Source organism: Mycobacterium sp. URHD0025 (genome assembly GCF_000426065.1).
Taxonomy (GTDB): Bacteria; Actinomycetota; Actinomycetes; order Mycobacteriales; family Mycobacteriaceae; genus Mycobacterium.
This window is the reverse complement of record NZ_KE384491.1, coordinates 560049-584621: the sequence shown is the minus strand read 5'-3', so window position 1 is coordinate 584621 and position 24573 is coordinate 560049. Positions and strand designations below refer to the sequence as shown.

Below are 24573 nucleotides of genomic sequence, written 5' to 3'. Positions count from 1 at the left end.
ATGGGGAGGTGTCGGCGTATGACGCTCGCCGACGAGGTGGGAACTGAGGCGGTTCTCTACGAAACGACGGATGCCGGCGTCGCAGTCATCACGCTGAACCGTCCGGACAGGCTGAACTCGTGGGGCGCCGACATCTCGTCCGGGGTATATGCCGCCTTCGACCGCGCCGAGGCGGATCCGGCGGTACGTGCGATGGTGCTGACGGGTAACGGCCGTGGCTTCTGCGCCGGCGCCTACATGGGAGATATGGCCTCGCTCGGCAACTCCATCAGTGGGGACACCGATGTCAGCAAACTGGTCGGGGAGCGTCACCCGTACTTCCTGACCGAACTTCGCAAGCCGGTCATCGCGGCTGTCAACGGCGCGTGCGTGGGCATCGGGCTGACCCACGCGTTGATGTGTGACGTCCGGTTCGCCGCTGCCGGAGCGAAATTCGCCACGGCCTTCCCGCGCCGGGGATTGATCGGCGAGTACGGCATCACCTGGATCCTGCCCCGGCTGGCCGGCTGGGGAGCCTCGGCTGATCTGCTGCTCAGCGGGCGGACCTTCCTCGCGGAGGAGGCATTGCAGCTCGGCCTGGTGAAAGAGGTTGTGGCACCGGAGGATCTGCTGACCCGTGCTGTCGAATATGCCGAGGATCTGGCCCGCAACTGTTCGCCGGCGTCGATGGCGGTGATCAAACGTCAGCTGTACGGCGATGCCCACGACGATGTGCGTGCCGTGAGCGCCCGCGCCGAGGCCCTCATGCACGAATCCATGGTGCGTCCCGATCTGATCGAGGGCATCACCGCTTTCTTCGAGAAACGGCCCCCGAATTTCCCGTCCCTGAAAGAAGGTTGATGACATGACCGGAGCTCCCGAACGGCTTCCGTACCTCGCCGTCGACGTCGACAACCACTACTACGAACCAGTGGATGCCTTCACCCGGCACCTACCCAAGGAATTCCGCAGCCGCGGTGTCCAGATGGTGCAGGACGGGAAGCGCACTCTGGCGCTGTTCGGCGGCACGGTCAACCACTTCATCCCCAACCCGACCTTCGACCCGATCATCGAGCCGGGCTGCCTGGACCTGCTGTTCCGCGGCGAGATTCCCGAAGGGGTGGACCCGGCCTCCCTGATGAAGGTCGATCGGCTCTCCGATCACCCCGAATATCAGAATCGCGATGCCCGGGTGAAGGTGCTCGACCGCCAGCGCCTCGAAACCGTGTTCATGCTGCCGACATTCGCGTGTGGCGTGGAGGAGGGGCTCAAGCACGACATCGAGGCGACCATGGTCTCGGTCCACGCCTTCAACCTGTGGCTGGACGAGGATTGGGGCTTTGACCGTCCCGACGGCCGCTTTGTGTCGGCGCCGATCATCTCCCTGGCCGATCCCGAAAAGGCGGTCGACGAGGTCGAATTCGTCCTCAGCCGGGGCGCAAAGCTGGTCTGCGTGCGTCCGGCCCCGGTGCCGGGCGAGGTCAGACCGCGGTCCCTGGGCGACCCGCTGCACGATCCGGTATGGGCGCGGCTGGCTGAGGCCGGAGTCGGCGTGGTCTTCCATCTGTCGGATTCCGGGTACATGGCGGTCCCGGCGCTGTGGGGCGGCAGCGGCGTGTTCAAGGGATTCGGCAAGCGTGATCCGCTCGACATGGTGATCATGGACGACCGGGCCATTCACGACACCATGGCCTCGATGATCGTGCACCAGGTGTTCACCCGGCATCCCAAGCTCAAGGTCGTCAGCATCGAGAACGGCTCGTACTTCGTCTACCGGTTGATCAAGCGATTGAAGAAGGCGGCCAACAACGCGCCGTACCACTTCAAGGAGGACCCGGTCGAGCAGCTGCGCAACAACGTCTGGATCGCGCCGTACTACGAGGACGATGTGAAACTGCTGGCCGACACCATCGGCGTCGACAAGATCCTGTTCGGCTCGGACTGGCCGCACGGCGAGGGCCTGGCCGACCCGACGACGTTCACCGCCGACATCCCACAGTTCCCCGAGTTCAGTCACGAGGACACCCGAAAGGTCATGCGCGACAACGCCCTCACCTTGCTGGGCAACCCGCAGCGCACCGCTCCCGGTGCCCAGCACCTCACGGTGTCGGTGTAGCCGCCCGCCATGGCCGAATGGACCATCGGGGCGGTCGTCGACGCGATCGCCGAGGCGGTGCCCGAACGCGAGATGACGGTGTGCGGGCACCGCCGCACCACCTTCGCCGAAGCTGCTGACCGCACCCGCCGGTTGGCGAACTTCCTTGCCTCTCATGGCTTGGGGGCCTTTCGGGAGCGCCGCGACCTGCATCGTTGGGAATGCGGTCAGGACGTGGTCGCGCTCGTCATGCACAACGACCAGTACCCCGAGATGGTGATCGGTTGCCTCAAGGCGCGCACCGTCCCGGTGAACGTCAACTACTACTACTCGCCGGGTGAAGTGGCCGACCTGCTGGCCTACCTGAAGCCCCGCGCGGTGATCTACCATCGCTCACTCGGGGCGAAGTTCGCAGATGTACTCGGAGTGGACACAGCTGAAGTGCTGATCTCGGTCGACGACGGTGAGGGCGCCGAGCTGCCGGGCGCGGTGCGGCTGGAAGATGCGCTCGCCCAAGGTGGTACGGACCGAGTGGACCCGGCGTCGCCCGATGACCTGCTGATGGTCTGCACCGGCGGTACGACCGGCCGTCCCAAAGGCGTGATGTGGCGCCAAGGCGACATCTACGTGTCGTCGATGAACGGCGCCGATCACGACCACGTGCGTGAAATCCACGACAAGGTGGTCAATGCCGGCCCGCCCTGGTTCGCGGTATCGCCGTTGATGCACGCCGCCGGAATGTGGACCGCGTTCTCCGGCCTGCTGTCCGGCCAGACTGTGGTGCTTCACGACACCAAGCCACGCTTCGATCCGCGCACGGTGCTCGAAACCGCGCAACGGGAGAAGATCGGGCTGATGACCATGGTGGGCGACGCCTACGCCGCACCCATCGTCGAGGAGCTGGGCAGGCGAACGTACGACCTGTCGTCGATGTTCGCGATCGGTACCGGCGGTGCGGCCACCAACCCGAAACACCAACGCGCACTACTGGAATACCTGCCGCAGATCACCATCATCAACGGGTTCGGTTCTTCGGAGACCGGCAACATGGGATTCGGCCACACTCAGCGCGAAACGCCCACCGCCGAAACCTTTCAGCTGCGGGCCGGTGGACTGGTATTGGCCGACGACTACTCCCGTTTCCTCGACCCCGGTGACGCCGAGGTGGGCTGGGCGGCACGCAATGGCCGCATACCGCTCGGCTACTTCAACGATGAGGCGGCGACGGCGAAGACGTTCCCCGAGGTGGCCGGCGAGCGCGTGGTGATTTCCGGTGACCGCGCCTCGCTCGATGCGGACGGCACCCTGCGCCTGCTGGGCCGGGATTCGTTGGTGGTCAACACCGGTGGGGAAAAGGTGTTCGTGGAGGAGATCGAGGAAGCCCTGCGGGCACACCCGCACGTGGTGGACGCGCTGGCCGTGGGTCGTCCCAGCGAGCGCTGGGGCCAGGAAGTCGTCGCGCTTGTGTCGATCCGCGGCGCGGTGGACGCGACCGCATTGCGCGAGCACTGTGCGACGCGGCTGGCGCGCTTCAAGCTGCCCAAGGATGTGCTGTTCGTCGACGAGGTCCGCAGACTCGGCAACGGCAAGGCCGATTACCGCTGGGCCAAGAGTGTGGCTACCCAGGAAGTGGAGATGCAGGCGTGACGGGCAGGGAAAACCGAGTCATCGATTGTCTGGCCAATGTGCATTTCGGCGAGACCGAGAACCAGCCCACCTTCATGAAGAAGGTGCGCGACGATTACTTCAAGGGCCCGACGTCGATGTACGAGCCCATCGACCTGTCCGAGATGCTCGACGAGATGGATCGCCATGGCGTGCAGCGGGCCATCCTGATGGACAACGTGACCAAGCCGTCGGTGACGGCCCGCAAGTTCGTGGAGGCCCACCCTGACCGGTTCGCGCTGGCGATGGGTGGAATCAATCTGTTGCGCCCCATCCCGTCGTTGCGCGAGCTCACGGCGGTGGCTTCGGATCTGCCGGTCGTGTATGCCGTTGTCGGACCGAGCTTCTGGGGAGATGGGCAGTACCCGCCGAGCGACGCGGTGTACTACCCGCTGTACACCAAATGCGCCGAGATGGAACTGCCGTTGTGCGTCAACACCGGCCTTCCCGGCCCGCCGATTCCGGGGGAGGTGCAGAACCCCATCCATCTCGACCGGGTGTGTGTGCGTTTTCCGGAGTTGAAACTCTGCATGATCCACGGTGCGGATCCGTGGTGGGACATCGCGATCCGGATGCTGATCAAGTATCAGAACCTGCGGCTCATGACCTCGGCGTGGTCGCCGAAGCGGCTCCCCGAGTCTCTGCTGCATTTCATGCGCACGCGGGGCAAGAACAAGATCATCTTCGCCTCCGATTTCCCGGTGCTGCGCATGCAGCGGGTGGTGCCCGAGGCGCTGGCGCTCGATCTGCCGGCCGACGTGCTGGACAACTACCTCTACAACAATGCCGCGGAGTTCTTCTTCGGCGAGGGCTCGGACGAAAAGGGAAAATGATGGACCGCTACGAACTCCGCAGGCTGGACTACAGCCTCACCGAGGACCACGTCGACCTCCAGACCGCGTACCGGCAGTTCTTCAAAACGCACTCCGACATCGAGACCGTGCGCGCGGCCGAGCCCTCGGGCTTCGACAAGAGCCTGTGGGAGAGGTTGTGCGCCATGGGCGCCACCACCATGGCCCTGCCCGAATCGGTCGGGGGTGACGGGGCGACGCTCGTCGACCTCACGCTGGTGGCCGAGGAACTCGGACGCTTCCTCGCCCCCGTTCCGTGGATCGATCACGTGGTGGCGGCGCGGTTACTCGCGCGACTCGGTGCACTCGAGTCGGAGGATGTCGTCAACGGCACCCAGCTGGTGGCGATCGATCCGCAGCACAACGCACCGACCGGCTCGCGGCTCATCCCGGCAGGCTCGATCGCGGACCACATCATCGTTCGCGACGGAGACGATCTGGTGCAGTTGGAGTTCTCCACGCGCCCGGCCCGCGTCGACAACATCGGTAAGCTGCCGATGGCCTGGGTGGATCCAGCTGCCGCCGACTCACGGGTGGTGCTGGCCGGCGGCCCTGATGCCCTGGCGGAATATCAACGGGCGCTGGATGAATGGCGGCTGCTGACCGCCTCGGCACTGGTCGGCCTGGTCGAGGAGACCATGACCATCGCTGCGGAGTTCGCCAAGTCCCGGTACACCCTCGGCGTGCCGATCGGAACACTGCAGGGCATCTCACATCCGCTGGCCAATATCGCGATCACCGTTCAGAGCGGGCGTGGTCTGGCCCGTCGAGCGGCGTGGTTCCTCGACAACGAGCCGGACGAGCGGCCGGAACTCGCGCCGTCGGCGTTCGTGTTCATGGCGGAGGAAGCCGCCAAGGCCGCCACCATGGCGGTACATGTTCAAGGTGGGCTCGGGGTGTCCGCGGAGGCGGCGGCCACCGCGTACCTGGTGCGGGCCCGCGGCTGGGCGCTGGCCGGCGGCGACCCGGGGGCCACCGCTGTGCACATCGCCGGAATCGTTGCCGCTCGCGAAAGCAGGGTCTAGATATGGATTTCTCAGTAGTCGAACTGTCCGCGGAGGACGAGGCGTTCCGCACCGAGGTGCGCGAGTTCCTGTCCAGTGTCGTGACCGAGGACGTCATCCGGCGCGACCGTGAGACCGGCGACAACTTCGATGAAGGTGTGCACCTCGCCCTGGGCGCCGCGGGGTATCTGGAGAAGGAATGGAAGAGCGAGGCCGACGGCGGCTTCTCCCGAGTGCGCAGGCGCATCTGGGAATTGGAGAAGCGCCGAGCCGAAGTGCCATGGGTGACATGGGGGACCACCGCGATGGTGGCCCGCTCCGTCGCGAAGTTCGCGTCCCCGGAGATCCGCGATGACGTGCTGCGCGGGGTGTTCGACGGGACCGTGCGGTTGTGCCTCGGCTATACCGAACCCGACGGCGGTTCCGACGTCGCCACCTGCAAGACCCGCGCCGTCCGTGACGGCGATCAGTGGATTATCAACGGGTCCAAGATGTTCACCACCGGCGCCCACAACTGCCAGTACGTCTTCCTGATCACCAACACTGACCCCGAGGCGCCGAAACACAAGAGCCTCACCATGTTCCTGGTACCGCTGGACTCCGACGGCATCGAAATCCAGGGCATCCGCACCGTCGACGGCGACCGCACGAACATCGTCTACTACTCCGATGTGCGGGTCGACGACAAGTACCGGCTCGGTGACGTCAACGGGGGCTGGACGGTGGTGCGCGAGCCGCTCGATGCCGAACACGGTGCTGTCGCGGCCGCGGACGACGGTCTGGCCGACGTCGCGATCATGATGCATCAGGCCGGGTTCATGGCCGAGGCTGCCGACAACGTCGCCGCATTGGTAGGTAGGTCCGGTGCCGTCGACGACGGGTCGGTGGCATATCGGTTGGGGCGCAGCGTCGCTCGAATGGAAGCCTCGCTGTCCTCGCCGAGCATCTTCGGGCGGGTGGCATTGGCGCAGACCATGCGCGATATCGCCCCGGATCTCATGGATATCGCGGGATCCGTGGCGGCACTGCCCATCGGGGCCGACGGGGGTGCCGATGACCGTAGTGAATACGTGTACCGCTTCGCACCGCTGGTCGGCATCTACGGCGGCACGCTGGAGGTGTTCCGCAACATGATCGCCCAGCACGTGCTGGGACTGGGCAAGCCGAACTATTCAGCGCCCAAGGCGAAGGCCTCCTGAGGTAACAACCGCCGAAACGATATTCCGGCAGGGAAAGTGCGAGTAGCGGCCTGCTGGAATACCGTTTCGGCGGGATGGATGGTCAGACTTCGGCCAGCTGCTTGTTGAGCTGATCGCCCTCGATGTCGAGGTTGGGCAGAACCCGTTCCAGCCGCTTGGGCAGCCACCACGCCTTCTCGCCCAGCATCGACATCACGGCCGGCACGATCGCCATCCGCACCACGAAGGCGTCGATCAGCACACCGAAGGCCAGCGCGAAACCGATCTGCTTGATCATCGGATCGCCGTTGAACACGAACCCGGCGAACACCGACATCATGATCACGGCGGCCGCCACCACGACCCGGCTGGCCTGGGTGAAGCCATGGGTTACGGCGTCGTCGCCGCGGTATCCGTGAACGTGGGCTTCCTTCATCGACGACACCAGGAACACCTGATAGTCCATCGCGAGCCCGTACAGCACGCCGATCACGATGATCGGCAGCAGGCTCAGGATGGGTCCCGTCGCGGTCAGGCCGAACAACTGCTGGAACCAACCCCATTGGAACAGGGCGGTGGTGGCGCCGAATGTGGCCAACACACTGAGCAGGAATCCGACGGTGGCCTTGACCGGTACCGCGATCGACCGGAACACCACCAGTAGCACCAGCAGTGACAGGCCGACGACGACGCCGATATAGAGCGGCACGGCATCGGCGAGGCGGTCGGTGGTGTCGACGCCCATCGCCGTGATGCCGGTGACACCCAGATCGACATTGTGCAACTCGGCCAGCGGACCGGTGTGGGCGCGGATGTCGCGAACCAGTTGTGCGGTCGCATCATCGGTGGGGCCGGTGCTGGGCACGACGGAGAACAAGGCGAATTCTTCGTTGTCACTGACCTTTTGCAGGCTCACCGATTCGACGCCGGCCATCCGTCGCAGATCGTCGTTGGTGTCGACCAGGTCGGCCGTGGTGAGCTTGGCGTTGCCCGCCGCCGGTTCGGCGACGACCACGAGCGGCCCGTTGTAGCCCACGCCGTAATGGCTGGAGACCACGTCGTAGCTCTCGCGCTGCGGCGTGCCCTGGTTGTAGCTGGCGCCCGCGGGTAGTCCCATCGACATGTTGAGGGCGGGCAGCGCGAGCAGCGCGGCGATCACCACGCCGCCGATGGCGACCGGAATCCGGTGGCGCAGCACCGCACCGACCCACGCGGTCGCGAAGCGGTGGTTCGCACCGTTTTCAGCCGATTGCGTGCGCCGCGTCTTGTCGGAGCAGATGCGCTCGCCGACCAGACCGAGCAGGGCCGGCAGCAGCGTGAGGGCGGCGAGCACCGCGACGACCACTGTGGCCGCGGCCGCCAGCGCCATCGGAGTCAGCAGCGAGATGCCGACCACGGTCAGCGCGACGAGCGCGATCACCACAGTGGTGCCGGCGAAAATCACTGCACTACCGGCAGTCCCGAGCGCCCGTCCGGCAGCCTCGGAGGCGCTCAGCCCCTGGTCGATGATCAGCCGACGCTGACGGTTCACGATGAACATCGCGTAGTCGATACCGACCGCCAGGCCCAGCATCAACGCCAGCACCGCGGTCATCGACTGCATGTTCACGAGATGTGAGAACAGGAACGTTCCGCCGACGCCTACTGCGACCGAGCTCAGTGCGGTGGCCAGGGGCAGTCCCGCTGCCACGAGTGAGCCGAGCGTGACAACCAGAACCAGCGCGGCGACAGCGAGACCGACGGCCTCACCGACGCCGACGATCTCGGGCATCTCGACCATGCTCGCCGACGGCAGCACGTCGATCCCGGTGGTGGACACCGCGTCGCGTGCGGCGTCCACCGCCTTCTCGACTGTGCCCGAGGGCAGCTCGGCCGTCTGCTTGTCGAACTGGAACTGGTAGAGCGCGGCCGCGCCGTCACCGGAGATCAGTACACCGGGGACCGGCTGGCCGTTCACCGCCAACGGTTGCGGTGAATCAGGATTGGCCGGCGCGGGCACCTGGGAGCGGCCGATGGCAGCTGACGCGTTCAGCGTCGGACTGGCCGGCCCCTTGGCCATTTCGGTCTGGGCGAGGGCGCGGGGGTCGAGCACATGGTCGGAATGTGACACCGAATCGACGGCACGCAGTAGCGCCGCGCGGTTGTCTCCCTCGTCCATGCGCTGGCCGCCCGGTGCGGCGAAGGCGATCAGCCCCTGCCCACCCGAAGATTCGGGCATGCGCTGCGCGAGGTCGTCGATCACCTCCTGCGCCGGCGTGCCGTTGATGCGCATCTCGTTCGAGATCTTGGGCGGGTTCGTCACGAGCAGTCCCGCAACGACCGCGATCAGCGCCAGCCAGCCACTGATCACAAGCCACGGACGACTGAAGGCGAAGCGTCCCAGTCGATACAGATAGGTGGACATATAAGTGAGAGTAGGCTCTCAATATGGGAGTAAGCTATCGTTTGTTGCCAAGCCCATCCCCGGTGCACCAACATGACGTGCGCCACGTCCCCCGGATCGGAAATGCCTGCACGCCCCAACCGTCGTCGGACCGACGCCTACGCCAATGAAAGCCGCATCGTCGCAGCTGCCCGCGAGGTCTTCGCCGCACGTGGCGCCGCTGCGACGTTGAACCAGATCGCCGCGCATGCCGGTGTCGGCAACGCGACGCTGTATCGCCACTTCCCGAACCGGCAGGCACTGGCGGCGGCCGTATACGAGGACGCGTTCGCGACCGAGGTCGAGCCCGTGATCCTGGCGCTGATCGACAGCGATGCCCCGCGTGAGGCATTCATCGATGTGATCGAGCGGCTGGCCGAGCTCATGTATCTGCAGCGTCCGCTGTTACCGTCGCTGGATCACCTCACCGAGCTGACGGCCCGGCTGTTCAGTCGCAAGCGTGACCTACTTGCGGCAGTGGTGAGACAGGGCCAGGCGGCCGGGGACCTGCGTGCAGATCTCACCGTCGACGACGTGCCGACCTTCGTCGCGATGGTCACGGCCGCGTCCGTGGCGCTCGATCAACCGCCGCTACTGCGTCGCCGGTACCTGAGCTTGATGCTCGATGCCCTCAATCCCGCGGACGCCCAGCCGCTTCCGCCGTTGCCGGACCACTCCGTCTAGGCTCCGGTCAATGCCGGCGGCCGGACGGCTTCGGGATCCGGGTTCGCGATCGGCAGACCCATGAAGCGCCGGGCGTTGTCGCCCATGAAGTCGTAGGTGCGGCGGATGTCCATGCCCTCGGCGTACTTCCAGAAACCTCTCGGCTCGGCCAGGCCTTCAGGGTGGGGGTAGTCCGAGCCGAACAGGACCTTGTCCCAGCCGACCGTTTCGACGACGTCGGAAACGCAGCCCTCCCAGAACGGGCTGACCCAGATGTTGCGCCGGAATACGTCATGCGGATGCTCGGGAAAGTTCTGCGGCATCTTCTTGTACAGGTCGGCGAAGTCGTGGAACAGCGGGAAGATCCAGCTGCTGCCGTTCTCGACGCTGGCGATGCGCAGCTTGGGGAAGCGCGTCAGGGTGCCGTGGCAGATCAGCGCCGTCAGCATGTCGGCGATCTCGCGGTGACCCAGCACCATCCAGCGGAAGGCGCTCTGCGCCATGAAGTTCTGGGTGTAGGGCGGTTCCCACTTGTTGACGTAGTCGTCGAGTGGGGGATAGCTGGCATGCAGCACGATCGGCAGGCCGGCGGCCTCGACGTCACGCCAGAACGGGTCGAACTCCGGTAGAGCGGGGGACCGCCAGCCGTGCAGACCGTTGACCGGGCCGGGTTTGATCAACGCGACCTTGGCGCCGCGCTCGAGGATCCATGCCAGTTCACGCTGCGCTGCATCGACTTCGGAGAGGTTGATGATCGGTGTGGAGAAAACCCGGTTGGCGTGGTTGAAGCTCCAGTGTTCCAGGATCCATTCGTTGAGCGCGTGAACGATCGCCAGCGTCAGCTGCGGGTCGTCGGCGCTCGAGTGCTCGACCAGGCTGCCCAGGGTGGGATAGTTCAGCGCCTCGACCACACCCTGGCGGTCGAGTTCTTTGACGCGGTCCTCGGGGTTACGCGTGGCGGCGGGGGCCTCGATGGCCTTGCCCTGCATTTCCCGCAGAGTCTGACCCTCGGTGTTCTCCCCGGCGAAGAACTTCTCGTGCGCGCCTGGCGCCGCGACACGTTCGAAGGTTGGATTCGGGATGAAGTCGGTGACCCGGTTGTTGATGACGATGCGGGTTTGACGGCCGAACTGGGCGTACTGCACGGCGCGGCTGTACTGCTCGGGCAGGAACTTCGTCAGGGCGTCGCCCGTCTCGTACATATGCTGGTCGGCATCGAAAACCGGTGCGTCCCTGAACTGTTCAGTCATGTGGGTGGGTTCCCTTTCTCCCGCGAGCAGTCCCCCGCAAGCGGGGCACCCCCTCTGGGGGACTGCCCGGCAATCAAAGTGTGAGGACCGTGGCGGCGGCGGTGCCGGGGGCGCCGTAGAGCTGGGCGAAGCCGACGCGCGGGCTGCCCGGCACCTGCCGGTCGCCGGCCTCGCCGCGGAGTTGGCGTACCAGCTCGTGGATCTGGCGCAGACCCGAGGCGCCGATCGGCTCGCCGTTGGCGATCAGCCCGCCGTCGGTGTTGATCGGCAGCGATCCGCCGATCTCGGTGGCGCCGTCGGCCAGCAGCTTCTCCTGGTCACCGTCGGCGCAGAAGCCGCATTCGGCCATGTGGATGATCTCGGCGCCGGCATCGGTGTCCTGGAGCTGTACGACATCGACGTCAACGGGCGACACCCCGGCTTTTTCGAACGCCGCACGCGCGGCGTACACGGTCGGTGCGACGTCCTCTTCCACCGGTGCGCAGGTGGTGTTGACTTCATACGCGCCGTAACGCCGGGTCCGGACCTCGACTGCCTTGAGGTATACCGGCTTGTCGGTGTAGCGATGGGCGATGTCGGCCCGGCACATCACCACCGCGGCCGCACCCTCGTCGGGAGCGCAGAACATGTACTGGGTCAGCGGATAGTTGAGCATCGTCGAGTTGAGGATGTCGTCCTCGCTGATCGGCTTGCGCCGGAACGCGTTCGGGTTCAGTGCGCCGTTGCGGAAGTTCTTGTTGGCCACCTTCGCGAGCGTGCGCTGCGAGATGTTGTGCTCGTGCAGGTAGCGGTTGGCCTTCATGCCGAAGAACTGGGTGGTGAGGTACTGGCCGTTCTCCGCGTACCAGCTGGGCATCCCGACCAGCGCCGGGTCCTCGGTGAACGCGCCGCGCGGGTGCTTGTCCAAGCCGACGGCAATGCCGATGTCGTAGTCGCCGAGCCGAATTCCGTCAGCACACGCCTTGGTGGCGCTGGCCGCGGTGGCGCAGGCATTGAACACGTTGGTGAACGGGATACCGCTCAGCCCGACCATCCCGACGATGGCGTCCGGGTTGGCCACCGTCCAACTGCCTCCCGTTGCAGCTTGGATTTGGCGCCACTCCACCCCGGCATCGGCGACAGCGGCGAAGACCGCGTCCACCCCCATCTGCATCGCGGACTTGCCCTCGAACCGGCCGAACGGGTGCAGGCCGACGCCGATGATCGCTACGTCATTGGTCATGTTGCGCGGCCTTTCTAGATGGGCTGGAAGGCGAAGGTGACAACCTGGTTGCCTTCTTCGTCGGTGGTGAAGGGGATCATGGTGAGTTCGACGTCCATGCCGAATTGCAGTTTGGCTGGGTCGTTTTCGGTGAGGCGGCCCTCGACGCGCAGGACGGGGCCGGTGTCGTCGGTGAGTTCGACGAGGCCGACGCCGAAGGGGGTGAAGTCTTTTCCGGTGGGTCCCTTGTAGGGGGCTCCGGGTGGGAAGCCCTGGGTGGTCCAGGCGATGACGGTGCCGCGGCGGGGGAGCAGTGTTTCGGCGGTGTTGGCGCTGCTGCATCGCGGGCAGCGGGCCTGGGCGGGGAAGGTGGTGGCCGCGCAGTCGGTGCAGCGGCAGCCGATCAGTTGCGGGGCGGCGTCGGGCCAGGTCGAGATACCCGGCGCAAGGGCCTTCTGCATGCGTGCGATCCTCCGTGTTCGACCAAAAGGGTATAGCAACTGTAACTCTTACAGTAACCTAGTTCCGGTGATCGAGAGCAAGGCCGAGTCCAAGGTGACGTTCTGCCGGATCTGCGAGCCCCTGTGCGGCATGATCGCCACGGTCGAGGACGGCAGGCTCACCGCCCTGCGCCCGGACAAAGATCACCCGCTTTCGGCCGGATTCGCCTGCCAGAAAGGCATCGCGTTCACCGAGGTGGTCAACGATCCGGACCGGATCACCACGCCGCTGAAACGCGCTGGGGACGGTTTCGAACCGGTCAGCTGGGATACGGCGCTCGACGACATCGCTGCGCGGCTCACCGAGATCCACCGCCGCCACGGATCGGGTGCGCTCGCGTGGTACATGGGCAATCCGGCGGCCTTCAGCTATTCGCATCTGTTCGCCGCGATGGCATTCGCCAAGGGCATCGGCGGTGACAGTCACTTTTTCAGCTCGTCCACCCAGGACACCAGCAGCCGCCTGCTGGCCAACCAGTTTCTCTATGGTGCCCCGTTTCCCGTGCCGATCCCGGATGTGATGCGTACCGATCTATTGGTCATGCTCGGCGCGAATCCGGTGGTGTCCCACGGCAGTTTCCTCACCGCGCCGCGGATCAAGGACCGCATGCACGACATCGTCAGGCGCGGCGGGCGGGTAGTGGTCATCGATCCTCGGCGCAGTGAGACCGCTGCCCAGTTCGAATGGCTGGGGATCGTCCCGGATGCCGACGCTTACCTGCTGTTGTCCATCTTGCAGGTGTTGTTCGCCGAGGGGCTGGTCAGTTCGCGGGCGGCAACCCAGGCCGACGGGCTGGACTGGCTGCGCGCGCAATCCATGCGGTTCAGCCCGGAGGCCACGCAACGGCACACCGGCATCGACGCGGATACGGTGCGCACACTGGCTCGCGATCTCGCCGCCACAGAACGGGCCGCCGTCTACGGCCGGCTCGGCACCTGCGTCGGCCGTAACGGCACGCTGACGACGTACTTGCTCGACGCTGTCAATCTGGTGGCCGGCAATCTGGACACCCCGGGCGGCAGTGTTTTCAGCACACTCGGCATTCCCGGTCAGAAATGGGGATCGCTGGCGATGGGCGCTTCGCTGCGCCGCAGCTACCGGAACAAACGCACGCGGGTCGGCGGCCTGCCGTTGGTGATCGGAGCCGAGCCCGCCGCGTTCATGGCCAAGGAGATCACCACGCCGGGTCGCCGACAGGTCAGGGCCATGTTCATCGGTGCCGGCAATCCGGTGCTGTCTGTCCCCAACGGCCGAGAACTCGAAGACGCATTGGAGGCAACGGACCTCGCGGTCGGGCTGGATCTCTACGTCAACGAGACCACCGCGCACTGCGACTATGTGCTGCCCGTGACGACCATGTACGAGCGCGACGACTTCGCCGTTACGTTCCAGATGTTCCAGGCCACGCCGTTCCGTCAGGCCACCGATGCGGTGGTGCCGCCACGGGGGCAGGCCCGCACCGAATGGGACATCATCGTCGACCTGATTGGCCGCATGGGCGTGCGCACACCAGTTTTCACGGCGATTCGGCTGGCGGCCCGACGCGCTGCGCGGCGCGGCAAGCGTATGAGCCCGCGGCCGATGATCGACATGATGATCCGGATGGCCGACGGCGGTGACCGTTTCGGGTTGCGCCGCGGCGGGCTGACGTTCCGCCGCCTGGTCGAGCAACATCCGCACGGCGTGGTGGTGGCACCGGACATCCGTACCGGCGTGCTCGGTGAGGTCGTCGTGTACCCCAAGGGGCGCGTTCGGCTCGCGCACGTGGACATCGCCGCCGAGATCGCCGGACTGTCGCAACGTACGAAGCCGGACGGCTATCCGCTGCGGATGATCGGCATGCGGGAATCGCGATCAGAGAACTCCTGGCTGCACAATTCGCCATTGCTGATGCGCGGCAACAGGACTCAGTGCGCACTCATGCATTCCGACGATGCCGCCTCCCGGCAGTTGTCCGACGGCGACGCCGTGCGGGTGCGCTCACCGTACGGCCAGATCGACATCGCGCTGTCACTCACCGACGACATCATGCGCGGCACGGTCGCGATACCGCATGGTTGGGGGCACAAGGGGAGTGGCGGCTGGCGGATCGCGAATCAGGCGGGTGGGGCCAATGTCAATCAATTGATGTCGAGCGATCCGGGCGATGTCGAGGCGCTGGCCGGCATGTCCTGGCTGACGGGCGTGCCGGTGCAGGTGGAACGCTGCTGATCCTCCGCGAAACGGCATTCCGGCAGGTCCCTGCTCGAACTTTCTCTGCTGGAATGCCATTTCGGCGGTCGAGGGTATTACTGTAAGTGTTACAGTTGTGGGCGTGAGCGAAGTCGTCGATCAGGCCGTCACCAGTGTCGACATCGGGAAACGGGCCGCCGGGCGGGCCGAGAAACGCATGTTGATCGACGGCGAGCTGGTGGCCGCGGCCTCAGGTGCCGAATTCGACAACCTCAGCCCCGCCACCGGTCTGGTGCTGGGGACGACTGCGGCCGCCGGTGCGCACGATATGGATAACGCGATCGGGGCTGCCCGGCGTGCGTTCGACGATTCCGACTGGAGCACCAATCGTGAGTTGCGTCGGCGCGTGCTGGCCCAATTGCAGGCCGCGATCGAGGCCGAAAAGGACGATCTGCGTGAGGAATTGATCGCCGAGGTGGGATGCCCGGCGATGACGACGGAAAATGCCCAGCTGGACTGGCCGCTGGCCGATGCGCTGCGGTACCCGGCCCGCCTGATCGATGAATTCGAATGGGAGCGGACTCTCGACGGCGGCGGGCTGTTCGGTGAGCGCAATGCCCGCACGGTGGTCAAAGAGGCGGTCGGTGTGGTGGCCGCGATCACCCCGTCGAACTTCCCGATCGAGGTGATCCTCAACAAGCTCGGGCCGGCGCTGGCCGCAGGCAATACCGTTGTGCTCAAACCAGATCCGAACACCCCGTGGAATGCCACCCGGTTGGGCCGGCTGATCGCGGAGCGCACCGACATGCCACCCGGCGTGGTCAATGTGGTGCCCACGCCGTCCAACGAGGTGGCCGGGCGACTGGGCACCGACCCGCGTGTCGACATGGTGTCGTTCACCGGGTCGACGGCAGTCGGCCGGCATCTGATGCGCGTCGGCGCCGACACCATGAAGCGCACATTCCTCGAACTCGGCGGCAAGTCGGCGATGATCGTGCTCGACGACGCGAAGGCCGCCCACATCATCCCCGGCGCCATCGGAGCCTGCGTGCACGCCGGGCAGGCGTGTGCGGCCAACACCCGGATGCTGGTGCACCGCAGCCTGTTCGACGAGGCGGTTGCCAATGTGACGATGGCCTTCGGAGCGGTCCCGGTGGGCGATCCCGCCTTGCCGACCACGCTCGTCGGCCCCTTGATCAGTGCGGCGCAGAAGCAACGGGTGCTCGACGCCATCGACGGTGCGCGACGCGACGGCGCGGACATCGCGGTGGGCGGCGGCGAGGTCGCCGGTTTGGCAGGCCATCTGCGCGACGGGCACTTCGTGGCACCCACCGTCATCGTCGGGGCAGATCCACGATCGGCGATCGCCCAGGACGAGGTGTTCGGTCCGGTGCTGGTGATGTTGCCGTTCGACGATGACGACGAGGCGGTGCGGATCGCCAACGACAGCGCGTTCGGCTTGGCCGGCGCGGTGATGTCCGCGTCATCGGAGCGGGCGATGGGCGTCGCCCGGCGGATCCGCACCGGCGCCATCGGTGTCAACGGCGGGATGTACTACGGGGCCGACGCCCCATTCGGCGGGTACAAGAACAGTGGCGTCGGAAGACAATGCGGCATAGAGGGGTTCGCTCAGTACACCGAAACCAAAACGATCGGCTGGCGGCTGCCCCGGCACTAGCGGTCTTTCCGCGAGCAGACGCAAACTCGCACATTTGCGTACCCGGGAGTGCGATTATGCGTCTGCTCGGCAGAATGCCTCAGCACGATCGAGAATGCTGTCGAGGATGTGGTCGAAGTTGCCGTCGTCGGCCATGCCGATTCGGTAGCCGCGCCCCGGGATCGAGGCGATCAGCGGCATCGCCTCGGCATCGATCACCTGTTCCCAGTACTCGCGGGGAAACTGATCGTCCGCGGTCCGGCTCTGCAAGCGCTGCAGCACAGCGGAACTGCGGACGAGCACCGAAATGGCCGTGTAGGTGTCGAAAGCCTGCTTGGCAGTGAGCCCGGCCGCCACCAGCGCGGCCACCGGCTGCTCGATCTTCTCCAGCGCGATGCGGGCCGCCGGCACGCCGCGGGTCCCGCGGATCAGGATGAGATCACACATGATCGGATTCTCGGTGAACATCTCGCGCATGCGGTGGGCATGGATGCGCAGGGAGTCCCGCCAGGTGTCCGCGTCGATGGACAGCACGCTGAGGTCGTAATCGAGCAGGACGCGCTCGGTCATCGCGTCGAGCAGCTGATCTTTGCGGCGGAAGTACCAGTAGATACTGGTGACCCCGACATCGAGATGCCGGGCCAGCTGCGGCATGCTGAGGTTGTCGATCGACACCTCGTCGGCGATTTCGAAAGCGCCGCGCAGGATTTCGTCGACGCTGATCGACCCGCGTTCGCGGCGTTGACGACCACTGGTGTTCACGGGCCTGACCATGGCATCGTCCTTCAGCGGATCGGGTCGAACGTGACGGGTATGGCAGTAGGGGAGCGGAACGGCTGCCCGTAGATGTGCGGGCCGTCATCGGTGACCAGCTCGAGACCGCGGACCCGGCCGAGCAGGCTCTCCATGGCCACCCTGGTCTCCATCCGGGCCAGGTGCAGTCCTAGGCAGGTGTGCTCTCCAGCGGCAAAGGTGATGTGTGGCACCCGCTTCCGGAAGATGTCGAACTCCTCGGGCCTTTCCCACCGGTTCTCGTCGCGGTTGGCAGAACCCATGCAGACGTCGATCACCGCGCCTGCCGGCAGCGCCACACCCTCGAGTTCGGTGTCCCGCGTAGCCGAGCGTTGCACTGTGGTGAGAGGCGTCTCGTACCGCAATCCCTCTTCGATCGCCTGGCCGATGAGCCCATGGTCGGCCTGCACGGCGGCGAATTGCTCAGGGTGGGTGAGCAACAGGTACAGCAGATTGCCCGAAGAGCGGTAGGTGGTCTCCAGCCCGGCGGGCAGCAGCAGCCGCAGGAACGAATAGATGGCCTCATCGGTCAGCCTCTCGCCGTCGATCTCGGCGGTGACGAGGTCGCCGATGATGTCGTCGGTGGGCTTGGAGCGGCGTAGCTCGATCTGGCCGAGGAAATAGTCTTTCAACGCCGCGGAGGCTTCGAAAGCGCGCTTGTACTTCACCGTGTAACTGATCAGTTCGACGGCCCGTTTCCGGAACCAGGGCAAGTCTTCCTCAGGCAGGCCGAGCAGCGTCGAGATCACCCGAGTCGGAAATTCGAAGGTGAAATCGCGCACCAGATCAGCGGTGCCGGCCTCGATGAACTCATCGACGAGCGCCTCGCAGATGGGGCGGACGATCTCGGGTTCCCACCGTTGCAGCGAACGCGACTTGAAGGCGGCCGAGACCAGGTTGCGATGGTCGCGGTGGGTTTTGCCCTGCATCGCCAGGATGGTGGGGCCGATGAAGAGGCCGATGGTGTTGTCGTAGATCGTCGAGTTGAACGATTTGCCGTCCCGGAACACGGTATTGACCGCGTCGAATGACACGGCCGCGAATTGGTGTTCTGGCAGTAGCGAATCGGGCGTCTTGGACCAGTCCATCACAGAGCCGCGAAACACCCCGTGCTGTGCGCGGTGCCACGCGAAGATCGGGTACGGATCGCGTAGTAGGGCGGCAGTGCCGGTGGCGGACGCGTCGGCGGCTTCGCCGGCAGCGACGTCCTGCACTTCACTTTCCACAGCTCACCCCACCGTTCGCACGGGATTCACGATGCTGATGCATATTACTGTAAATATTACAGTAATGAAGTGCGATCGCATGTGGACCGTCAGAGGGCGATCGGGGCCCCATTGCTCATCGACGCGATGAAGCCTCCGTCGACCTGGATGTCCTGACCGTTGACCCAGCGTGCCTCGGGAGATGCCAAGAAGGCGATCAGCGGCACCACATCGTCGACCGTGGCGTGCCGGCCCACCGTCGCCCGAACCAAATCGAGAACGTCCTTGCCCATGGTCTGTTCGAAATCGGTCAGGATGGGTGTCTCGACGGGGCCGGGGCTGACGGTATTGACCCGCACCCCGTACTTGGACCAGGCCGGTCCCGCCAGCCGTTTGGTGAACAGGATCGCGGCCTGCTTCGAGGTGGTGTACACAGGGAAGTTCGGATCCTGTCCGGTCTGCCACTGCGCCACCGCATCTCCGTCGGCGAGCTCGAGCAGCCCGTCGAGGATGTCGAGGCGTTGTTGCCAGCCCAACGCCGCGGTCGATGCCACCGTGACGATCGAGCCGCCCTGCCGCAGTAGCGGCAACATGCCCTCGACCATCAGTCGCATGCCGAGATAGTTGACCTTCAGGACGTCGGCTGCCGGTGCAGTGCCCGGGACTCCTGCGACGTGCGCCAGCATGTCCCAGCCGTCACCGATCTCGCTCAGGAACCTGGCGATGTCATCGGCATCGCGTAGGTCGCAGGTGGCGTGTTCGGAAGCCGGTGTCTCGTTGGTGCGCAGGTCGACGGCGAGCACGTGGTCGCCGCGTTGGTGAAAGTGCGCCGCGGTGGCCGCTCCGATGCCGGATCCAGCCCCGACGACAACGATTCTGCGTGCGCTTTCCGACATGCGCCGACCTCTCACTGAATGAACGACAGTAAGGATGACTGTAAACAATTCCGGCCGGTCGGACAATCGTCTGCGACATGCTTCGAGGGTGCTACCGTGAGGCTTACCGGAACGGTCTTCGGCACGGTGGTGATGTGGGTCTTGCAAGGAGACGAAACGATGAGCGCGACCGACGAGCGTGCGGCGGTGCGGCCGCAGCGTGACGGGTTGGACGAGCTGCTGACGGTTGCCCGCCGGTCTTTCATCGCCGAAGGTCCGCCCGATGTCGCGTTGCGCCGCAACCGCATCGACCGCCTGCTCGCAATGATCCTGGACAACTCCGAGGAATTCGTGGCGGCCACCGCGTCCGATTACGGATCGCGATCGCGATCGGCGGCATTCTTTGCCGAGATCCTGGGCATGCTCTCGGTCATCGAGGACACCAGGGCCCATGTGCCGCAATGGATGCGCGCGACGAAGCTGATGCGGACAGCCCGGTTCGCCGGCCTGCGCGCGGAGGTGCTGCCGAGTCCACTCGGTGTCATCGGTGTCATCGGTCCGTGGAACTTCCCCGTCCAGTTGACAGTGTTGCCGGCGGCGGCGGCATTCGCCGCGGGCAACCGCGTGATGATCAAGATGTCGGAGGTCACCCCTGCTACCGCGGAGCTGATGGCGGCGACCGCGCCGAGGTATTTCGACGCCACCGAACTGCAGGTCGTGACTGGCGGACCGGAGGTGGCCGCCGAGTTCGCCGGCCTGGCGTTCGACCACCTGTTCTTCACCGGCTCACCTTCGATCGGGGCGCTGGTGGCCCGGGCCGCGTCCGACAACCTGGTTCCGGTGACCTTGGAGCTGGGCGGTAAGAACCCGGTTGTGGTTGCGCCCGGAGCCGACATCGAGCGTGCGGCGAGTCGAATCGCCCAGGCCCGCATGGTCAATGGTGGCCAGGTCTGCGTATGCCCCGACTATGTCTTCGTACCCGACGCTGAGGTGGACCGGTTCGTCGCGGTTGCGCGCGCGACGCTGAGTGGACTGTTTCCCACCATCATCGACAACGCCGACTACTGCTCCTCGGTGAACCAGGCCAACTTCGACCGGGTGGTCGGCCTGATCGCCGATGCGCGAGGCCATGGCGCGCGGATCGACTCCGTCGTGCCGGCAGGAGAGATCCTGCCGGATCCTGGTTCGCGCAAGATCCCTCCGACCATCGTGCGCGACATCGACGACCGGATGCGGATCGCGAACGAGGAGGTGTTCGGACCGGTGCTCGCCGTCCGCGGCTACTCCGCACTCGCCGAGGCCATCGACCACATCAACGCCAACCCGTCACCTTTGGTGGCCTATTGGTTCGGCCCCGACGACGCTGACTTCCGGCACTTCGTCAGCCATACTCGCAGCGGTGGCGTGGCCCGCAATGACTTTGCCGCCCACATGATTCCGTCGAGCGCACCGTTCGGCGGCGTCGGGCGCAGCGGAACCGGCGCCTACCACGGAAAGGCGGGTTTCGACACGTTCAGCCACTACCGCACCGTGGTCGGCAGCGACCTGCCGTTCAGCGTCACCGGTCAGGCGGCCAGACCGTTCACCGCGCCGATGCGCCTCATGGCCGACCTCAGCTTGCGGCGAGCCCGCAGCCGAACCGCCGCCCGGCTCAGGAAATTTCGCTGATCGCCTGCTCGCGGGCCCAGCGGTAGTCGGCCTTGCCCGCCGGGCTGCGCTCGATGGCCGGGCGGAACACCACGGCCTTGGGCAGCTTGTAGCGGGCGATCGAGGATTCGGCGTGCCGGATCAGGTCGTCGGCATCGACCGGACCGTCAGCCAATGCCTCCTCGGCCAAACAGACGACCGCCACCACTTCCTGCCCCCAGCGTTCACTCGGCCGGCCCGTGACCACCACATCCCGCACCGCCGGATGTGACGCGATCGCGGATTCGACCTCCTCGGCGAAGATCTTCTCGCCACCGGAATTGATGGTGACCGAGTCACGGCCGAGCAACTCGATGACACCACCGTCGAGATGGCGGGCCCGGTCACCGGGCGTCGCATAACGGACGCCGTCGATGACCGGGAACGTCGCCGCCGTCTTGGCCGCATCACCCTTGTAGCCCAGCGGCACGAACCCGCGCTGTGCCAGCCACCCCAGACCATCGTGGCCGGCGGGCAGCACCGCGGTGAAATCCTCGGCCACCACGCAGGTATCGGGTCCGGCGTTGAAGGTGCCGGTCGAGACCGCGCCGGATGCCGACATGTGGCTCATCTGAGCGCCGGTTTCCGACGAACCCACCCCGTCGACGACGATGAGGTTCTCCTTGGCGTCGATGAGTTGTTGTTTGACGTACGGGGTGAGCTGTGCGCCGCCGTTGGCCACGACGGAGAGAGACGACACATCCACCGTGCCGTTCTGGACGCCGGCTCTGATCGCATCCAACAGCGGGCGGGCCATCGCGTCACCCACCACCGTCGCCACCAGAACCTGCTCGCGTTCGATGGTGCGCACCACGTCATCGGCGTCGAAACGGTCCACCACGCCGGGAAATACGACCGTCTGGCCCGTGCTGATCGCTGTCATCACGGCCCACTGGGCCGCACCGTGGATCAGCGGCGGCAGGATCATCAGCTTGGTGCCGGGATTCTCGGCCGCACGGCTGACGATCTCATCGACAGAGGCCGCTTTCTCGCCGGTCATCATGTTGCGTCCACCGAACGCGGTCATGAAGATGTCGTGCTGGCGCCACAAGACACCCTTGGGCATTCCGGTGGTCCCGCCGGTGTAGAGCACATAGAGATCGTCCGGGCTGGGTTCGACGGGGACGGCACCCTGCGACGGTGTGCCGACGATCGTCTCGTAATCCACTGCGCCGTCGAGCAGGTCATTGCCCGAGCCGTCGGCGATCTGAATCAGGACCCGCAGCCCCGGAAGCTCCGGCAGGACCTCGGCGACCCGCGGTGCGAAGGCGGCGTGGTACACGAGAGCGGACGCCCCGGAATCGGCCAGCAGGTATTGCAGTTCGTTCTTGACGTAGCGGTAGTTGACGTTGAACGGGGCAACGCGGGCTCGGAAGGAACCGAGCATGGACTCGACGAACTCAGGTCCGTTGTAAGCATAGATCCCGAGCAGATCCTGACCCACCTCGTGACCTGCCAGCTCGGCGCGTTCGGTCTGCGCACCCAGTCCGCGCGAATGCAGGTACGCCGCCAGGCGATTCGACCGATCCACGATCTGGCGATAGGTGTAGCGCCTGTCGCCCTGCACGATCAACGGACGGTCTCCGATGGCGGCGGCGACGGCTTCGGCGACAGCCGGAACGGTGAACTGCACGGTATCTCCTAGTGGGCGGATCAGCGCTGCCAGGCGCGCAGCAGGTCGTCGGTGGTGGTGACGGTGGCCAGCAGGGACAGCGTATTGTCGATCACCGCGTCGGCATAGGCTTTCGGGATCCCGGCCACGGCGTCGCGGGGGAGCACCACCCGGTACCCGGCATTGACGGCGTCCATCACCAAGTTGATGATTGCGATGTTCACCGATACGCCGACGGCCACGATGGTGCGTACCCCGAGGTTGCGCAGGATCGCGTCGAGATCGGTACCGCCCATCGGACCCAGGCCATGCCAGCGTGACAGTACGAGATCGTCTGGCTCCGGGCCGAATTCGGGAAGCAGGGTGGCGCCCGGAGTGCCGGGCAGGATGCCGACGTCGTTGCGGCCGATGGCGAAGATCTTGGCGTTGTGGTTGGAGCCCAGTCCATCCGGGCGTCTCTGGACGAGGCAATGCACCACTTTTGCAGAGGCGGCCCGGGCGACCGGCAGCAACCGGGCGATGTTGGGTAGCGCCTCGTGGCGGGCCGCGTCGGCCAGTGCGGCCAGCCCGGCGTCGGGCCCGACCACCGCGCCCTGGCATTCCTGGGTGATGATCGCGGTGTGCGCGGGTGTGACCAGTTCTCTCAGATCGGGTCTCATACGCCGGCGGCAGCACTCTCGACCGGAGGAACCTCGTAAAACTGAGTGGCCCACTTACGCATGGCCATATAGGGTTTCGCATCGATCTTGGCCAGTGGAGGGTGTTCGACGTACTTCTGGTAGCGCCAGATGTCGCAGTCCTCCCACACGGTCTTGAGGAACTGCTTCTCGACCTGTCTGCGTACCTGCTCGGGTGGGATGTCGGACGTCTCACCCGGAATTTTGGGCCACCAGATCGAATAGAACATGTCCGACACCTCGTCGTCGACGGGCGTGCAGGCGAAGATCAACCGGTGATTCGAGGAACCCTCGAAGGCACTCATCGCGAACCCCAGCCCCGAGAAGTGACTGTGAATCCTCAGTGCCATCTTGTTTGGATCGTCACTGCGGGCGTCGGGCCAGCCTGTCAGGAACCGCCATTCCTCGCCGACATGTTCCCAGTGCAGGCACACCGGCGTCACGGTGGCGCCGTGCACGTACCGGAAATGCGAACTGTCAGGACCGTTCTCGGCCACGATCTGCGGATGCACCGGGATCGCGTCGGCCCGGCTGGAGAACTCCGGATAGGGCCGGTAGTACGCATCCGGATCGGTTTCGAACTGCGGGAACTTGTGGAAGATGTCGGGCAGATCCCACTGTGGTTCCGAACCGGCGGGCTGGTACCACATGAAGATGCAGCCGTACTGCTCCTTGACCGGGTACGAACGCAGCCGAAGACCGCGGTTGGGCTTGTCGGGCTGGTAGGGGATATAGGTGTTGTTGCCCTCGGGGCCCCACCGCCAGCCGTGGAACGGGCACTCGACACAGTCGCCCACCACCTTGCCACCGTGCCCGATGTGGGCGCCCAGATGCTTGCAGTGGGCTTCCAGCACATGTAGCTCACCGGATTCGTCCCGGTAGGCCGCGAGATCCTCGCCGAAGTACTTCAGCGCCTTCACGTCACCAACTGCGAACTCCGCTGACCAACCGATCATGAACCAGCCGGTGACCTTCCAGGTGAACGGCACTTTCATGGCCGGCTTCCTCCCTGCTTCCACTCCGTAGCCCATAGGTACGGAAGACATTACAGTAGTGGTTTCTGGAGAGAAAGGGTCCACATCGCGATT

At 65.5% G+C, this 24573-nt stretch carries 20 protein-coding genes; 10 read left to right on the top strand and 10 right to left on the bottom strand.

Annotation, left to right across the window (positions count from 1 at the left end; all coding sequences use genetic code 11):
- Window positions 1-18: 18 nt before the first annotated feature.
- Genes H977_RS0131195 through H977_RS0131170 form a run of 6 tightly spaced genes read left to right on the top strand, consistent with a single transcriptional unit; the run spans window position 19 to window position 6793 of the window.
- On the top strand, window positions 19-840 hold the full coding sequence (locus tag H977_RS0131195) for an enoyl-CoA hydratase (protein ID WP_029111544.1): 822 nt from the start codon (window positions 19-21) through the stop codon (window positions 838-840).
- 4 nt (window positions 841-844) lie between these two features.
- Window positions 845-2095, top strand: a complete 1251-nt coding sequence (locus tag H977_RS0131190; protein ID WP_029111543.1) for an amidohydrolase family protein — start codon at window positions 845-847, stop codon at window positions 2093-2095.
- A gap of 9 nt (window positions 2096-2104) precedes the next feature.
- Window positions 2105-3721, top strand: a complete 1617-nt coding sequence (locus H977_RS0131185; protein ID WP_029111542.1) for an acyl-CoA synthetase — start codon at window positions 2105-2107, stop codon at window positions 3719-3721.
- Complete coding sequence (locus tag H977_RS0131180; protein ID WP_029111541.1) at window positions 3718-4572, top strand: amidohydrolase family protein; 855 nt, start codon at window positions 3718-3720, stop codon at window positions 4570-4572. The genes H977_RS0131185 and H977_RS0131180 overlap by 4 nt, the downstream gene beginning before the upstream one ends.
- Window positions 4572-5615 carry an acyl-CoA dehydrogenase family protein gene (locus H977_RS0131175; RefSeq protein ID WP_029111540.1) on the top strand — a complete coding sequence of 348 codons (1044 nt, stop codon included), beginning with the start codon at window positions 4572-4574 and terminating at the stop codon, window positions 5613-5615. Before H977_RS0131180 ends, H977_RS0131175 begins: the two co-directional genes overlap by 1 nt.
- A 2-nt stretch (window positions 5616-5617) precedes the next feature.
- Window positions 5618-6793, top strand: a complete 1176-nt coding sequence (locus H977_RS0131170; RefSeq protein WP_029111539.1) for an acyl-CoA dehydrogenase family protein — start codon at window positions 5618-5620, stop codon at window positions 6791-6793.
- 82 nt (window positions 6794-6875) lie between these two features.
- Here H977_RS0131170 and H977_RS0131165 read toward each other — a convergent pair whose 3' ends face one another.
- Window positions 6876-9176: an MMPL family transporter gene (locus H977_RS0131165; protein ID WP_029111538.1), complete on the bottom strand. Its 2301-nt coding sequence runs from the start codon at window positions 9174-9176 to the stop codon at window positions 6876-6878.
- Window positions 9177-9278: 102 nt separating this feature from the next.
- Between H977_RS0131165 and H977_RS0131160 the strand changes: the two genes are divergently transcribed.
- Window positions 9279-9878, top strand: a complete 600-nt coding sequence (locus tag H977_RS0131160; RefSeq protein ID WP_029111537.1) for a TetR/AcrR family transcriptional regulator — start codon at window positions 9279-9281, stop codon at window positions 9876-9878.
- Here the strand turns inward: H977_RS0131160 and H977_RS0131155 are convergent.
- The 3 genes from H977_RS0131155 to H977_RS0131145 form a co-directional block, all read right to left on the bottom strand.
- Window positions 9875-11107: an amidohydrolase family protein gene (locus H977_RS0131155; RefSeq protein WP_029111536.1), complete on the bottom strand. Its 1233-nt coding sequence runs from the start codon at window positions 11105-11107 to the stop codon at window positions 9875-9877. The two genes, H977_RS0131160 and H977_RS0131155, sit on opposite strands and share 4 nt — an antisense overlap.
- 73 nt (window positions 11108-11180) lie before the next feature.
- A complete protein-coding gene (locus H977_RS0131150) occupies window positions 11181-12329 on the bottom strand; it encodes a thiolase family protein (RefSeq protein WP_029111535.1) in 1149 nt (382 codons plus the stop codon).
- 14 nt (window positions 12330-12343) lie between these two features.
- Window positions 12344-12769, bottom strand: a complete 426-nt coding sequence (locus H977_RS0131145) for a Zn-ribbon domain-containing OB-fold protein (protein ID WP_036477791.1) — start codon at window positions 12767-12769, stop codon at window positions 12344-12346.
- A 130-nt stretch (window positions 12770-12899) separates the two neighbouring features.
- Here H977_RS0131145 and H977_RS0131140 point away from each other — a divergent pair, with 130 nt between their 5' ends.
- Together H977_RS0131140 and H977_RS0131135 are read left to right on the top strand one after the other, a co-directional pair.
- Window positions 12900-15020, top strand: coding sequence for a molybdopterin-dependent oxidoreductase (locus tag H977_RS0131140; RefSeq protein WP_051289307.1), 2121 nt, complete (start codon window positions 12900-12902; stop codon window positions 15018-15020).
- A 103-nt stretch (window positions 15021-15123) separates the two neighbouring features.
- On the top strand, window positions 15124-16659 hold the full coding sequence (locus tag H977_RS0131135) for an aldehyde dehydrogenase family protein (RefSeq protein ID WP_029111532.1): 1536 nt from the start codon (window positions 15124-15126) through the stop codon (window positions 16657-16659).
- A gap of 54 nt (window positions 16660-16713) precedes the next feature.
- Here the strand turns inward: H977_RS0131135 and H977_RS0131130 are convergent, their stop codons facing one another.
- From H977_RS0131130 to H977_RS0131120, 3 genes are all read right to left on the bottom strand, one after another.
- Complete coding sequence (locus H977_RS0131130; RefSeq protein WP_029111531.1) at window positions 16714-17412, bottom strand: TetR/AcrR family transcriptional regulator; 699 nt, start codon at window positions 17410-17412, stop codon at window positions 16714-16716.
- Window positions 17413-17423: 11 nt separating this feature from the next.
- Window positions 17424-18656, bottom strand: coding sequence for a cytochrome P450 (locus tag H977_RS0131125; RefSeq protein WP_029111530.1), 1233 nt, complete (start codon window positions 18654-18656; stop codon window positions 17424-17426).
- A gap of 89 nt (window positions 18657-18745) precedes the next feature.
- Window positions 18746-19531 (bottom strand): SDR family oxidoreductase, encoded by a 786-nt coding sequence (locus H977_RS0131120; RefSeq protein ID WP_029111529.1) that lies wholly within the window; start codon window positions 19529-19531, stop codon window positions 18746-18748.
- A 159-nt stretch (window positions 19532-19690) separates the two neighbouring features.
- Between H977_RS0131120 and H977_RS0131115 the strand changes: the two genes are divergently transcribed.
- Window positions 19691-21178 (top strand): aldehyde dehydrogenase family protein, encoded by a 1488-nt coding sequence (locus H977_RS0131115; RefSeq protein ID WP_036477981.1) that lies wholly within the window; start codon window positions 19691-19693, stop codon window positions 21176-21178.
- Here H977_RS0131115 and H977_RS0131110 read toward each other — a convergent pair.
- The 3 genes from H977_RS0131110 to H977_RS0131100 are packed head-to-tail and all read right to left on the bottom strand — an operon-like array spanning window position 21162 to window position 24480.
- Window positions 21162-22829: an acyl-CoA synthetase gene (locus H977_RS0131110; RefSeq protein WP_029111527.1), complete on the bottom strand. Its 1668-nt coding sequence runs from the start codon at window positions 22827-22829 to the stop codon at window positions 21162-21164. The genes H977_RS0131115 and H977_RS0131110 overlap by 17 nt on opposite strands.
- Before the next feature lie 20 nt (window positions 22830-22849).
- Complete coding sequence (locus H977_RS0131105) at window positions 22850-23467, bottom strand: cysteine hydrolase family protein (RefSeq protein WP_029111526.1); 618 nt, start codon at window positions 23465-23467, stop codon at window positions 22850-22852.
- A complete protein-coding gene (locus H977_RS0131100) occupies window positions 23464-24480 on the bottom strand; it encodes a Rieske 2Fe-2S domain-containing protein (RefSeq protein WP_029111525.1) in 1017 nt (338 codons plus the stop codon). Before H977_RS0131100 ends, H977_RS0131105 begins: the two co-directional genes overlap by 4 nt.
- Window positions 24481-24573: the final 93 nt, after the last annotated feature.